12 protein-coding genes are annotated in these 14,461 nt (G+C 55.9%); 4 read left to right on the top strand and 8 right to left on the bottom strand.

The window, feature by feature from the left end; all coding sequences use genetic code 11:
- Positions 1 to 90 precede the first annotated feature (90 nt).
- Positions 91 to 756 carry a M24 family metallopeptidase gene (locus AC30D7_RS04900; protein ID WP_490133284.1) on the top strand — a complete coding sequence of 222 codons (666 nt, stop codon included), beginning with the start codon at positions 91 to 93 and terminating at the stop codon, positions 754 to 756.
- Positions 757 to 769: 13 nt separating this feature from the next.
- Positions 770 to 1,123: a gamma-glutamylcyclotransferase family protein gene (locus AC30D7_RS04905; RefSeq protein WP_019581646.1), complete on the top strand. Its 354-nt coding sequence runs from the start codon at positions 770 to 772 to the stop codon at positions 1,121 to 1,123.
- A 118-nt stretch (positions 1,124 to 1,241) separates the two neighbouring features.
- On the opposite strand, the gene AC30D7_RS04910 is transcribed toward AC30D7_RS04905, so the two are convergent.
- Positions 1,242 to 1,505 carry a hypothetical protein gene (locus tag AC30D7_RS04910; protein ID WP_019581645.1) on the bottom strand — a complete coding sequence of 88 codons (264 nt, stop codon included), beginning with the start codon at positions 1,503 to 1,505 and terminating at the stop codon, positions 1,242 to 1,244.
- Positions 1,495 to 2,286, bottom strand: coding sequence for an MlaA family lipoprotein (locus AC30D7_RS04915; protein ID WP_490133285.1), 792 nt, complete (start codon positions 2,284 to 2,286; stop codon positions 1,495 to 1,497). The genes AC30D7_RS04910 and AC30D7_RS04915 overlap by 11 nt, the downstream gene beginning before the upstream one ends.
- A gap of 165 nt (positions 2,287 to 2,451) precedes the next feature.
- On the opposite strand from AC30D7_RS04915, the gene AC30D7_RS04920 reads away from it, so the two are divergent.
- Together AC30D7_RS04920 and AC30D7_RS04925 are read left to right on the top strand one after the other, a co-directional pair.
- Positions 2,452 to 3,162, top strand: a complete 711-nt coding sequence (locus tag AC30D7_RS04920; protein WP_028939511.1) for a response regulator — start codon at positions 2,452 to 2,454, stop codon at positions 3,160 to 3,162.
- Entirely contained in the window at positions 3,159 to 4,499 is a 1,341-nt protein-coding gene (locus tag AC30D7_RS04925) for an ATP-binding protein (protein WP_490133286.1), read from the top strand. The genes AC30D7_RS04920 and AC30D7_RS04925 overlap by 4 nt, the downstream gene beginning before the upstream one ends.
- 109 nt (positions 4,500 to 4,608) lie before the next feature.
- Here the strand turns inward: AC30D7_RS04925 and AC30D7_RS04930 are convergent, their stop codons facing one another.
- From AC30D7_RS04930 to AC30D7_RS04955, 6 genes are all read right to left on the bottom strand, one after another.
- Complete coding sequence (locus AC30D7_RS04930) at positions 4,609 to 4,830, bottom strand: formate dehydrogenase subunit delta (protein WP_019581641.1); 222 nt, start codon at positions 4,828 to 4,830, stop codon at positions 4,609 to 4,611.
- Positions 4,827 to 7,715 (bottom strand): formate dehydrogenase subunit alpha, encoded by a 2,889-nt coding sequence (gene fdhF, locus AC30D7_RS04935; protein ID WP_490133287.1) that lies wholly within the window; start codon positions 7,713 to 7,715, stop codon positions 4,827 to 4,829. Before fdhF ends, AC30D7_RS04930 begins: the two co-directional genes overlap by 4 nt.
- Positions 7,712 to 9,274: a formate dehydrogenase beta subunit gene (locus AC30D7_RS04940; RefSeq protein WP_490133288.1), complete on the bottom strand. Its 1,563-nt coding sequence runs from the start codon at positions 9,272 to 9,274 to the stop codon at positions 7,712 to 7,714. Before AC30D7_RS04940 ends, fdhF begins: the two co-directional genes overlap by 4 nt.
- The gene (locus AC30D7_RS04945) at positions 9,271 to 9,747 is read right to left on the bottom strand and encodes a formate dehydrogenase subunit gamma (protein ID WP_477747242.1); all 477 of its coding nucleotides are present in this window, start codon (positions 9,745 to 9,747) and stop codon (positions 9,271 to 9,273) included. Before AC30D7_RS04945 ends, AC30D7_RS04940 begins: the two co-directional genes overlap by 4 nt.
- Before the next feature lie 661 nt (positions 9,748 to 10,408).
- Positions 10,409 to 10,717 (bottom strand): DUF3077 domain-containing protein, encoded by a 309-nt coding sequence (locus AC30D7_RS04950; protein ID WP_490133289.1) that lies wholly within the window; start codon positions 10,715 to 10,717, stop codon positions 10,409 to 10,411.
- A gap of 553 nt (positions 10,718 to 11,270) precedes the next feature.
- Complete coding sequence (locus tag AC30D7_RS04955; protein WP_490133290.1) at positions 11,271 to 14,261, bottom strand: N-6 DNA methylase; 2,991 nt, start codon at positions 14,259 to 14,261, stop codon at positions 11,271 to 11,273.
- Between the last annotated feature and the right edge of the window lie 200 nt (positions 14,262 to 14,461).

A 14,461-nucleotide genomic window follows, 5' to 3' on the forward strand; every position in this document is an offset into this window, starting at 1 on the left:
TCTTTAGCCTGGATCATGGCTATATCTTTTTTATCGAGTATCGCAATATATAAAAATATACAGCGAGAATTCGTACAAAAGGAATGATCGATGACAACGGCTCTGAGCGGTAAAGAAGCAGTAGGCGAGCGTTACACGCTGGAAACGATGCGCCATGCGCAGCAGATGACCTGGAAGGCCATCGAACAGATTGCCCGGGTTGTTTCTCCCGGCATGCGCGAGTCCAAAGCCCAGTCACTGGGTAAACAGGTTCTGTCGGAACTTGGCATGGATCGCATCTGGCACCCGCTGCTGATCCGCTTTGGCGCCAATACGCTCAAGACGTTCAAACAGCGCTCCGATGGCGATCCTGTGCTGGGTGACGAAGATATTTTTTTCGTCGACATGGGCGCGGTCTGGCAAGGGCACGAAGGTGATGCAGGGGCGACTTTCACCACCGGTTCCGACCCGGAAATGATCGCCTGTGCTGCGGCCTCTCGGGAGCTTTTCAATCGGGTCGACGGCTTTTGGCGTAGCGAGCGGGTTTCCGGCATGGAGCTTTACCGCTATGCGGCTGACCAGGCGCAAGCCATGGGATGGAAGCTCAACCTCGACATCAAAGGCCATAGAGTCAGCGATTTCCCTCATGCGATTCACCGTGGTGGCGACCTCGGGGATTTAGACAAGTGCCCGACAACCGGCCTGTGGATTCTGGAAATCCAGATCGCCCACCCTGAGCGCCCTTTCGGAGCGTTCTACGAAGACTTGCTTATCTGATCAAGGAAACCTCATGCCAAACCAAACAGAGCAACCGGTTCTGCTGTTCTCCTACGGTACTTTGCAGGACCGGGCCGTTCAGCTGTCCACCTTCGGGCGCGAGTTGAAAGGGCGCCTGGACAGCCTGCCAGGTTACAAGCAGAACCTGGTCGAGATAATCGATCCGGCGGTGTTGGCCGCTAGTGGGAAAACCCATCATCCGATCGTGCAGGAGAGTGGCGACGTGTCGGACGAGATCGCCGGCACTGTTTTCGAAATCACGGCCCAAGAGCTGGTCGCGGCCGACGAATACGAGGTGGCGGACTACAAACGCATCAGTGTGACCCTCAAGTCCGGCATCAGCGCTTGGGTCTATGTGCGAGCCTGATTGCTGGTAAGGGCGGCAGTAACTATGCGAGGGCAGACAGATTTCTCTCAGTTTCGCTGTAGGCTTCGCAGGGGATGACGACCGGAAGACTACCATCCTCCGTATCATCCCCCTGAAATCAAGACAGTGACTGACTATCAGCTCGCGTGACCTCCACCTCGCCATTGGCCACGAGCCAGCGCAACAGTTCGGCTACTGACACCGTATGGCTACGCTCGATCCAACGCACCACTGCCTGGCCGTAGTGTTCGGTGTAGCGACTGAGCACCAGTTGGCGACAGTCCGCTGACAGGCGCAGGGTGATTTCCCGACAATGCAGATTGGCTGGATCTTGCTGGATTACCCGTTTCTGCAGAGTCAGGCTATTGCTTTCAGAACCCATCGGCCGCTGCTCCTGTGCACTGTGGGGTGGTGTGCTCTGGCGAGCCTTGTTTGCCATCGGCTACGTAAGCGGCACGACGCTCGGCAACCACGTTACGCAGAGCGCTGTAGTAGTCCGGCAGTTTTTGCAGGCTGTCGGTCAGTGGTAAGGCTTCTGCCCGACCATCGATGATGCCGCCGACAGTGCTGATAGTGGACAGCGTATCCACGGTATCGCTGTTACTGCCGAACGGATCGATCACAAAGTCGAGCACGCGGCCGGCGGCGTCGCGACTGTTGGAGGTTCCAAGCAATGGCAGCTCGACGATCGGACCGTTGCCGATGCCCCACACGCCGAAGGTTTGGCCGAAGTCCGCATTGTGACGCGGGATTTCGGCCATGCCGGAAACGTCGATCAAACCCACCACCCCGACTGTGGTGTTGAGCACGAAACGCCCCATGGTATTGACTGAGCGCATCGGGTTGCCTTGCAGCAGGTCATTGATAAAGACCTTGGGCTCGCCGAAGTTCGCCACAAAATTATGCACACCGGTCTGGAAAAAGTCCGGCATGTAACGATAGCCGCGAGCGACCGGCGCCAGAGCGTAGTCATCGAGCACCCGGTTAAACGCGAAGACCCCGCGATTGAATGGCTCCGCCGGGTCGTACACCGAATAGGCGACGTCGGCGCAGCTCACGTTGGTGGTAGACGGCGGTTGGCTGCTGCAACCCGTCAACCCAGCGGTCAGCACAGCAATCGAAGTATTACGGGCCAGCCGGGGAGCACACTTGAAAGGCATCATGGAGGGGGCTCGGGAGGAATTCGCCGAGATACTGAGCCCCATGCCTTGCGAGAAGATGTCTGGTTTATTGCGGCGATGACGTTTTGTTGCAAGATTGAAATATATGACTCGCTGCCTTGAATGGTTTTAGATGGCGGTTCCATTCGCCCCCTTAAGTGACCTTCGGTGAACAGCCTTTTAATTGTGGACGACGATCTTGAAGTCCTCGATCTACTGAAAAAATTCTTCGTGCAGCACGGCTACAGTGTCGAGGTCGCCACAGACGGTGCGTCGCTGTGGGCGGCCATAGAGCGCCAGGCACCGGACCTGATCATTCTGGACGTGATGTTGCCCGGCGACAGCGGGCTGATCCTGTGTCAGCAACTGCGGATTCGATATGCAATGCCGGTGATCATGCTTACGGCCATGAGCGAGCTCAGTGACCGGGTGGTCGGGCTGGAGCTGGGCGCCGATGATTATCTGACCAAACCCTTCGATGCCCGTGAACTGCTGGCCAGAGTGCGCGCTGTGTTGCGGCGTGTGGACGAGCGTCGTCCGGTGCCGCAGGAACGGCCACGGCCGCTGATTGATTTCGCTGACTGGCACCTGGACGTCACTCGCCGTGAGTTGCGCTCGCCGGACAACGTGATGATCCCCCTATCGGCCGGTGAGTTTGACTTGCTGTTGGTCTTCGTCGAGCACCCGCAGCGCATTCTCACCCGCGAGCAGTTGCTGGACCTGGCGCGCGGGCATTGCCATGAAGCGTTCGATCGCAGCATCGACGTTCAAGTCAGCCGCTTGCGCCGCAAGCTCGAGTCCGATACCAAGCGCCCGGCAATGATTCGCACCGTGCGCAATGGTGGTTACCTGTTCACGCCCAGCGTGACGCGGCGATGAGCTGGCTGAAGCGGGACTGGCCGCAAGATACGGTGGCGCGCTGGATCGCGTTGACGATCATTCTGGCCATGCTCATTTCACTGGCGCTCAACGGATTATTTATCCAACTGGCCGGCGTGTGGGCGCGTCCGCCGCTGACCGAAATCGGCCTGCTGGAAAAAGCCGCCGCCATCACCCGTGTCATCGAGGCCGCTCCGACGGCTCTGCGCCCCTCATTGGCGCAAGCCGCCAACGAGAGCGGCTTCACAATCACTTGGCACCCTGATCGGCACGATCTCAATCTGCCAACAGTGGAAGATCCGAAGTCCGACATCGGGTCGAGCATCCTGCAGCCGATGCTCAGAGCCCCTGACCGGCGCATCGAAGCCTATGAACCGGCCGACTGGAAGGAGCATACGGCGGACGCACATTACGCGCTGCTGATCGAGTTGTCCGACGCATCGTGGCTGATGTTCTCCGCGCCCTCGCGCAGTTGGGGGCTCGACGAAACGCCACGCTACCTGATCGTGATCCTGCTGGTGCTGATCTCCACCGCCCTGGTCGCGCTGATCGCCACCCGGCGCCTCGCCACACCTTTGCAGCGCTTTGCCGAAGGCGCCCGCCGCTTCGGCGTGGACTTCCGCGCACCGCCGATCGAACCACTCGGTCCCCACGAAATCCGTCAGGCGATTCTCGCGTTCAATGCCATGCAGGCCCAGTTGCAGCACTTCATTCGCGACCGCACGCAAATGCTTGCCGCCATCTCTCACGACCTGCGCGCCCCTCTGACGCGGATGCGCCTGCGTGGCGAGTTCATCGAAGATACCGAGCAACAGCAGCGGCTGTTTCGTGACGTGGATGAAATGCAGGCGATGATCAACTCGGCGCTGGAATTCTTCCGCGACGACGCCAGGCTTGAACCGGCCACCCAGTTTGATCTGGCGGAACTGCTGCAAACCCTGCTCGATGATTACCGCGATCAGCGTATCGAGATTGCCTTCAGCGGGCCGCTGCGGCTGGTGTATTTTGGTCGACCGTTGGGGCTCAAACGGGTGATCACCAACTTGCTTGATAACGCCATTAAGTACGGTAGTGAGCCGGAGATTGAACTGATTCCCGGTACTGGAGAGGTGCGGATCAAAATACTGGACCGTGGACCGGGTATTCCAGATGCCTGCCTTGAACAAGTGTTCGCACCGTTCTTTCGCATGGAAGGCTCGCGCAACAAAAGCACCGGGGGTGTTGGTTTGGGGTTATCGGCGGCGCGAGCGATTGTGCTGGAACACGGAGGTGAGCTGACCCTGAGTAATCGGTCGATGGGCGGTTTGGAGGCGTTGGTGGTGTTGCCGGTGCATTAGTCCCGAAAGACTCGCAACACATGCTCACATGTGGCGAGGGAGCTTGCTCCCTCGCCACAGTTTTCAGCCAACAGGCCAAGGGGCAATCTTCCCCAAGGATCGTGTAAACCTAAGCCTCCCAGCCCGCCCCACTGACCGCTGCCTGCGCCAGCGGGTGCAAGTCTGCTCCCTGATGCGCCGTCTGCCAGGCCAGCAACTCCTTGCGCATGCCGGGCGTCCAGTACATCTGCAGATGATTGCGCACGCCGAGCACGGCCTGTTGCTGATCCGGTTCGCTGGCAAAGTATTGGGCGATCTGGTTGACCATCTTGATCAGGTTTTCCGTACTCATCGGCGTACCTCGGCTTTTGTCCCGGCGCCGCGTTCATGGCGACGTTCGTTGAGCAGGCGTTGTTGTTCGTCGCTGAATGCCTGATAGCGTTTTTGCCACTCGGAAGGGTGATAGACGCGGCTGACCTCCACGGCGGTGACCTTGTACTCCGGACAGTTGGTAGCCCAGTCGGAGTTGTCGGTGGTGATCACGTTGGCACCCGACTCAGGGAAGTGGAAGGTGGTGTACACCACGCCTGGGGCAACCCGTTCGGTGACTCGTGCCCGCAGTACGGTCTGGCCGGCGCGGCTGCCGATGCCGACCCAATCGCCTTCGTTGATCCCACGGCTCTCGGCGTCGGTCGGGTGGATTTCCAGGCGGTCTTCGTCGTGCCAGGCGACGTTTTCAGTGCGGCGGGTCTGGGCGCCGACGTTGTACTGGCTGAGGATGCGCCCGGTGGTCAGTAGTAGCGGATAGCGACTGTTGACCTTCTCCTCGGTCGGCACGTAGCCGGTGAGCATGAAGCGCCCCTTGCCACGCACGAATTCCTCAATGTGCATGGTTGGCGTGCCGTCTGGTGCCGCGGCGTTGCATGGCCATTGCAGGCTGCCGTGACTATCCAGTGCGGCGTAGCTGACGTTGGTGAAGGTCGGCGTCAGGCTGGCGATCTCATCCATGATTTCCGATGGATGCTTGTAATTCATCGGATAGCCCAGGGCGTTAGCCAGAGCCACGGTGCCTTCCCAGTCGGCCTTGCCGCCCAGAGGCTCCATGACCTTGCGTACCCGGGAGATGCGCCGCTCGGCGTTGGTGAAGGTGCCGTCTTTTTCCAGGAACGAGGCGCCCGGCAGGAACACATGGGCGAACTTGGCGGTTTCGTTGAGGAAAATGTCCTGCACCACGATGCATTCCATGGCCGACAGCGCCGCGGTGACGTGTTGGGTGTTGGGGTCGCTCTGGGCGATGTCTTCGCCCTGGCAGTACAGGCCCTTGAAGCTGCCGGCCAGTGCAGACTCGAACATGTTGGGAATGCGCAGGCCCGGATCGGGTTGCAGGGTAACATTCCAGGCCTGTTCGAACTGCGTCCGTACCACCTCGTTGGAGACGTGACGGTAACCGGGTAGTTCGTGGGGGAAGGAGCCCATGTCGCAGGAGCCCTGAACGTTGTTCTGCCCACGCAACGGGTTCACGCCCACGCCTTCGCGACCGATGTTGCCGGTGGCCATGGCCAGGTTGGCAATGCCCATGACCGCGGTACTGCCCTGGCTGTGCTCGGTGACGCCCAGGCCGTAATAGATCGCCGCGTTACCGCCGGTGGCATACAAGCGTGCAGCGGCACGGATATCGGCAGGTTCTACGCCGCAGACAGGGCCAAGGGCTTCCGGCGAGTTTTCCGCTCGGCTGACGAACTCTTTCCAGTGAGCGAAATCGTTGCCCTCGCAACGGGCGTCAATAAAGGCCTGGTTGAGCAAGCCTTCGGTGACGATGACGTGGGCCAGGGCGTTGAGCATGGCGACGTTGGTGCCCGGACGCAGGGCCAGGTGCAGTTCGGCGCGAGCATGCACCGTGTCCACCAGGTCAATACGGCGTGGGTCGATGACGATCAGTCGCGCGCCTTCACGCAGACGGCGCTTGAGCTGGGAGGCGAACACCGGGTGAGCGTCGCTGGGGTTGGCGCCCATCACCAGGATCACGTCAGCCTGCATCACCGAGTCGAAACTCTGTGTGCCGGCGGACTCGCCCAGGGTTTGTTTCAGGCCATAGCCGGTCGGTGAGTGGCAGACCCGCGCACAGGTGTCGACGTTGTTGTTGCCGAACGCGGCGCGCACCAGTTTTTGCACCAGGTAGGTTTCTTCATTGGTGCAGCGGCTGGAGGTGATGCCACCAATGGAATCGCGGCCGTATTTTTGCTGCAACCGGCGGAATTCGCTGGCGGCGTAAGTCACCGCTTCATCCCAGCTGACTTCCTGCCAAGGGTCGTTAATGGACTTGCGGATCATCGGCTTGGTGATGCGATCCGGGTGGGTCGCGTAGCCCCAGGCAAAGCGCCCCTTGACGCAGGAGTGGCCGTGGTTGGCCTGGCCGTTCTTGTCTGGAACCATGCGCACCAGTTGGTCGCCTTTCATCTCGGCGCGGAACGAACAGCCCACACCGCAATAGGCGCAGGTGGTGATGACGCTATGTTCGGGCTGACCCAGTTCGACCACACTTTTTTCCATCAGTGTCGCGGTCGGGCAGGCTTGCACACAGGCGCCGCAGGACACGCATTCCGAGTCGAGGAAGTCCTCGCCACCGGCGGCCGCGACCCGGGATTCGAACCCGCGCCCGGTAATGGTCAGGGCAAACGTACCCTGGGTCTCTTCGCAGGCGCGCACACAGCGGTTGCAGACGATGCACTTGCTCGGGTCGTAGTCGAAGTACGGGTTGGACGTGTCCTTCACGTCGTCCAGATGGTTCTCGCCCTCATATCCGTAACGCACTTCCCGCAGGCCGACCTGGCCGGCGACGGTTTGCAGCTCGCAGTTGCCGTTGGCCGAGCAGGTCAGGCAATCCAGCGGGTGATCGGAGATGTACAGCTCCATGACGTTGCGGCGCAGGGTCGCGAGCTTCGGCGTCTGGGTGTGCACGGTCATGCCTTCGCTGACCGGCGTGGTGCAGGATGCGGGGTAGCCGCGCATGCCGTCGATCTCCACCAGGCACATGCGGCAGGAGCCGAAGGCTTCCAGGCTGTCGGTGGCACACAGTTTGGGGATGGTGGTGCCCAGTAACGCGGCAGCGCGCATCACCGAGGTGCCTTCGGGCACGCTGATGCTTTGGCCGTCGATGTTCAGGGTGACTTGCACCTGGCTTTCGCGGGCCGGGGTACCCAGATCCATATCGGTTTTCGGGTCGAATACAGTAATCATTGCTCGGCCTCCGAGGCTTGCAGACCGAAGTCGGCGGGGAAGTGCTTGAGGGCGCTGACGACCGGATAAGAGGTCATGCCGCCCAACGCGCACAGCGAACCGTATTGCATTGTGTCGCACAGGTCCTTGAGGATGATCGCCTGTTCATCGCGACCGCTCTGGTCAGGCGCGGCCAGCAGGCGGTCTATCACCTCAACGCCCCGGGTCGAGCCGATACGGCACGGTGTGCATTTGCCACAGGATTCTTCGGCGCAGAACTGCATGGCGAAGCGCGCCATGTGGGCCATGTCCAACGTGTCATCTGCCACCACCACACCACCGTGGCCGAGCATCGCGCCCATGGCGGCGAAGGCTTCGTAATCCAGCGGCGTATCGAATTGCGACGGCGGCACCCAGGCGCCGAGAGGGCCGCCAACCTGCGCGGCCTTCAGCGGCCGGCCACTGGCGGTCCCGCCGCCGTAGTCTTCCACCAATTCGCGCAGGGTCAGGCCAAAGGCCCGTTCCACCAAACCGCCGTGACGAATATTGCCCGCCAGCTGGAAGGGCATGGTGCCCAGGGAACGGCCCATGCCGTAGTCGCGATAGAACTGCGCGCCCTTGGCCATAATCATTGGCACCGAGGCCAGGGTCAGCACGTTGTGCACCAGGGTCGGCAGGCCGAACAGGCCCTGCAAGGCCGGGATCGGCGGCTTGGCGCGGACGATCCCGCGCTTGCCTTCGAGGGAGTCCAGCAGTGCGGTTTCCTCACCGCAGATGTAAGCGCCGGCACCGACCCGCACTTCCATGTCGAAGGCCAATCCGCTGCCGCCGACATTGGCGCCGAGGTAACCGGCGGCCCGGGCGATGTCCAGCGCCTCGCGCAGGGTGGCCACGGCCTGTGGATATTCCGAGCGCACATAGATGTAGCCGTAGCTGGCGCCGACGGTGATGCCGGCAATGGCCATGCCTTCGATCAGCAGGAAGGGGTCGCCTTCCATCAACATGCGGTCGGCAAAGGTGCCGGAGTCGCCTTCGTCGGCGTTGCACACAATGTATTTCTGCGTCGCTTGGGTAGCGCGCACCGTGCGCCATTTGATCCCGGCCGGGAAAGCCGCGCCGCCACGGCCACGCAGGCCGGAATCGAATACTGCAGTCGCGGTCTGCTCGCCGCCCAGAGCGATGGCCTGGGTCAAGCCCTCGAAGCCGCCATGAGCCCGGTAATCCTCCAACGACAGCGGCCGGGTAATGCCGGCGCGGGCGAACAACAGGCGTTGTTGGGTTTTCAGATAAGACAACTCCTCCACCAGCCCCAAGGCCAACGGATGAGCGGACGGCTCGCCTTGCAGCGCATCGAGCACGGACGGCACATCGGCAGCGGTCAGCGGGCCGAAGCCGATACGACCTTGCGGGCTGTCCATTTCCAGTAGCGGTTCCAGCCAGTACAGGCCGCGCGAGCTGGTGCGTTGCAAGTCCAACGACAGACCGCGCTCCCGGGCCTGAGTGGTCAGGGCCACGGCCACCTCATCGGCGCCTACGGCACGGGCAAGAGAATCACAGGGCAGATAAAGCGTCGGCATCATGCGTCCTCCTGGCAAGCGTTGAGCAGGGCATCCAGGCGTTCGGCAGTGAGCCGCGCATGCACCTGACCATCCAGCTCCAGGGCAGGTGAGCAGGCGCAGGCGCCGAGGCAATACACCGGGCGCAGACTGATGTTGCCGTCGGCACTGCTGCCGTGGTCGTCCAGTTGCAGGCGGTCGCGCAATTGCGCCGCGAGCTGCTCGGCGCCACGGCTCTGGCAGGACTCGGCCCGGCACAGACGCAGGATATGTCGGGCAGGAGGCGCGGTGCGGAAGTCATGGTAGAAGCTGATCACCCCGCGAACCTCGGCCTGACTCAGGTTGAGGGCGTGGGCAATCTCGGGAACGGCGGCATCGGGGATATAACCGATGCCCTCCTGAATATCATGAAGGATCGGTAACAATGCGCCGGGTAAACCCTTGTGGCGCTCCAGCAGGCTGTTGACCATAGGCAGGTGCAACATCTCATCAGACATACAGCATTCCTCACGGTCACGGACAAACCAGGCGGTTGTCGGTCGTCCGAAAGTGTCGGCTGCGGCGTTCACACCACGTCACGGTTTCGTGGCATTTTCAGACCGTTGGCCAGGGCACCCTGAGTGGGCATCTTGTTGTGCCCGGCGCGGTCTTTGCCGCACCTCTTCAGGCATATCACGCAGCTTGCCACGCCGCCTTTGAATCATCCGCACCAAAGCGACGTGTTCGGTTCTGCCTACGACTATCCATTAAGTCTAGATGAGCGGGGCGTGGGGCGCTCACGCACTGGCTCAATGCTTTGAGGGCTTGTCGATGGAGGATGTATAGCAAGCATTACGGGTGAGAAACAGCATCAGATCCGTGGGCAATTCCAGGGAGCAGATGCGTTGATTTATTGCGCTGTAAACCAAAGGCCCTATAAACATTCACGCTGGATAAAAAGCCCCGCTTTGATCTGATCAACTAAAAGCCCCGAAAAGCTCGGGGCTAACAATCCCTGTCAGACAACCGCAACCCCTGTAGGAGCGAAGCTTGCTCGCGAAAGCGCCAGCTCAGCCAACATCAATACTGATGCCCGGCCACCATCCCAAGCAGCTCACTCCCACAGGCGTCATACCGGTCACCCACCGGCATCAAAACCATCCCGCCATTCTCCAGCCACTACCCTTCAGATGTCGCCGCCCGCTCAGGTGCTTGCGCAGAATCTCGATCCCGCGCAAGCACCTTCACCGCATCATCAACCACCGCCTTACTCATCGCGGTCAAGTAATGCGCGGTCCAAGCATGGCGGTCGGTATCTCTGGCGTAGGCGGCATCTTCGGTCAGCTTCTTGGCGAGAAACAGAAAATCAGAAGCCATGGCTAATGCATCGCCGAGGGGGACGCCGTGAGAGACGTGGAAGAGGGGTTGATCGGAGCAGTAGATGGCGGGGGTTAGGCCGATGGTTTTGAGGTCTGATTGATCGGTCATTGACCACCTCCGATGATGGAGAGGCAATGAGGGAGGGTGTTACGCGATTGGGAATTGCCTAGAGGGGAAAGCCAAATTTCAAACGGATTTATCTTGGTCATGGTCAACATCCTTGATTTGAGGAGCTGCCACGAGCCTTCTCACGAGCTTGGGTGACAGCCGTGCGCGGGGTGAGAAACCGGCAATCAAGGCAACCGGTAGACCCGAAGGTCTCCCACGCACAGCCGCCATAAAGCCATATCGCAGACGAAAAAAACGCCACGATTGGTTTTGGGGCGCTTTGCGCCTTGATTGTTGCGGGCTCTCACACCCGGTCGCTGAATTTGCAGCGACGGTGGGAGGGTATCGTGCAGACCCTTTTCCTGCAACCTTCGAAAGCCCCAACGTCAAGCTTCTTGCTGAATAACAAGTAAAAAAGCTGTTCTAAACTATGATCCTGGTGTTATCTATAGCAATGCATGTCGAAGAAATAACGTTGGAAGCAGATCACATCTATCATTTGTAAATGATAGATGTGATCTGCTTCCAACGCTTTTTTTTCTTGTGGTTTAAACTAGTCGTGAATAGTCGCTATGTCATCAATTTCTTTTCTGAGTGACGAGATTTCATCTCTTTTTGTTAGTATTAAATTCATTTTTTCTTGGCATTTTTTTGCTACTTTGTTCTGTTGTGATTTATCTGCTACTGGAATAGATAATGATAGAAAATCGACTTCAGATAGGCGGGCATGTCTTTTTCCTGATTGCAAGCAGCGATAAACCTCTAGCATCTCAGGTGTTAACAATAGAAAGCGGATATAATCTAAGCTGTAGACTTTTGGTGACGCTTTGTAGGTCAACCACTCAGGGCTACCGATCCACTCCTCTTCAGGGATATTCACGACGACTTTCCCTAGGTATGGCTCTAGTTTCGAGATTGCGATATCAGAATCCGAGAACTCAATTTTATCTGACCCTAACTCATCAACTTCATCCGCGCCAGATACAATAGACATTTTAGACTCTACATTGGCTAGGTCTATAAGTTTTCGCGGTGATTGGAGCGGGCCTTTTGGTAATTTGTTAGGCTTAAAAGGTATTAAGAGGTCTCTAATTTTTATTTGCGGTGAAGAACTATTAAAGGCTTCGCCATTTCGTTTGACCCATAGGTGTACGTATTTCGGGTCGGCGCGAAGGCTAGGTCTGATTGCTAAATCAAGTAATTGAGCTTTAAATCCAAACCTTAAGCTTTCATGGGAGCCGCTTTTATAGTTTTGCAGTACGCTCTCACGATTTTCGTCAGCGAACAGATCATTAGGTTGTTCAAGATCAGGAAGCCCCTTTCTGCGTCTGTATCCCACATGAAGTGGTTCCGCAAAGAAGATCTCATAATTCTCAATTTTAGCGTCCGATACAGTTCTTCTGAATATCCAGGAACTGCTATCCTTAATTGCCTGCTCTAAATTGTTAGTGTGTTCTGGTGACAATTCGCCATCGATTTCGCTATTTGTATCTAATAGTCTCTGTTGAGCTGATTTTTTATTTTTTTCGTTATCGGATTTTGCATCTTTTACTAAGCGTTTATGCTCTTTTTCATATTGATTCCAGGCTGATGACCAGTTTTGTGCTTGCTCGTCAGTTTTTTTCTCCGCAAATAAGATGCAAGTCTTTGTGCTGGTGAACGGTTTAAAAGCGACGTATGGCAGAGAAATCACGGCCCTAATTTTGAAGTAATTGAATAAAAATAGTCGAATGTCCGAGCTGCTAGAGGAGTCTAGTATGGTTTCTGGAATTACAGCTACGAATTTTCCGCCAGGCTTTAGTAGCTGATACCAACGTTCAATAAACAGATTTTCGCTCGCGCTGTCGCTGCCGAGAATGAAGTCTCTATTTAGTTGTTTTTTTTCGTCTCCACTTAAAGATATGGAGAATGGTGGATTAGTGAAAACAAAATCAAACTCTTCGTTGCACAAACGTTTATATGGGGAGTCTGGTTCTTTTCGTTTGTTGATAGCAAGCCCATGAGAGCGGTCATCTAAAGTATATTCACTGAATGCTTCGAGGCCGCTTTTAACAAAAATATTAGTGCTGCCATCTCCATGAAGTATCATGTTGACTTTTGAGGCGAGTCCAAGATCGGAGTTGGGCTCAATTCCGTATAGAAACTCTCTAGCCCAGCTATTTTGACTGTCTTCACCAAACCAAATTGAAGCATATTCTTTAAGCCTCTTTGGTAGTACACCAACAGACCTCAGTGGGGATAAGGCCTTCGTTCCTTCTTTCATAGCTGCAATCAAGAAAGCTCCAGACCCACATGAGGGATCGATAATTTTTGGGATTCTTGGTCGCCCTTGAATGTCTCGCTCAGTCAAAAAGGTGTTATAGACTTCGTCTTTGAAATTGCAAAGTTCTAAGCAGAATTTTATAAGGTTTGTATGTGTAAAAAATTGACCTTTCGTTTGCGTGAAATCTTGAGAGACAATTCCTTCAAAAAAGTCTCCGAGTAAGTCGCCATCCCCTCTATGTGTATTTTTGGTTAAAGATTTGTCTTGAAGTTGTTCAACTATAAATGCAACTTTTGCAGCTGATATTTTTTTTGCTTCAAATGGTGTCGTTTCGTCGATTTCTGATTTTGTATAACCCAGATAGGTTTGTGCAGCCTCTCTGAATAATTGGCTCATTTTAAGTACGACCTCCTCAGGGCTTTCTACCAACCCATTGGAGTATGCCGCTCTTTGAAAACGATATTTGCTATTGGGGGGGGTTTCTAATTCATCGAATACGCGGCATAAAAAAAGTCTGACAAGGATGACAAAAACATCATTGTTGTTGGTGCCGCCGCCACCCCATATAACATCATGAAGTTCCTTTCGGAGTCTGTCAAACTCAAGTTTAGTTACGTCTGTTCTTAAGTTTCGTTGATCCTTGTTTGGGGTGTCAATGTTGGCGTATTGGATGTTTTTAGGTGTGTTAAATTTATCAGGTATTATGGAGTTTGCGGCCTGACCGGCTTTATCCCATATATCCCAAGAGGAGTATTCATTGAGGTTGATTATCGTGCATTTGTCTAGCAGGTTATTATTTGTGCCAGTAATCGTATAATATATTGCTAGTTCTGGTGTGGGTGTTTCCTGTTTTGATAGATCGAAAATTTGTCCTTTCAGGAAATCTTTGTCTGTCTCATATTTTTCTGGTGATTTGCATTCGATGAACAAGAATGTATTATTCCTGTCGTTTGTAGGCCAGTCTGAAGGGTAGCGAACAAGTATATCAATCCGAGCTGATTTTCTATTTGGGCGGCCTATGCTATAGTTTTTTTCGAGCTCGATAATTCTTTCTCGAGAGTTATATCCTAACTCTTTGGTTAGTCTTACTACCAAATAGGCGCGGACATATTCCTCGTCGCCCAAGAAAGATATGCTTCGATGTAGTACGACTTTGGATTCGTTGTATTCTATTGTGCCGCCAATAAAGTCTTTGTTGGGTGTGATAGACTTTACTAGCTCGCCGTTCTTGTCATGCTTTTTTATGTAGCTGATGATCAGTTTTTTCTGTTCGATATTCATGGTTTTTTAGCCGGAATAAGTGGTTTCTATTATAGCTATAGTCATCCATTGGAGGGTAGCTTGCCCTTGATGAATACGCGTTTTAGGATGCCTTTTTATGTCATGCCTATGGAGATATCAGAGGCGGGCTAGGCTTTCATTATGGATTGATCGGGAATCTCTTTGCGCTCGATCTGTCCGCGAGAGTCAGCAGGCATAAG

Source organism: Pseudomonas sp. DF5 (genome assembly GCF_058148225.1).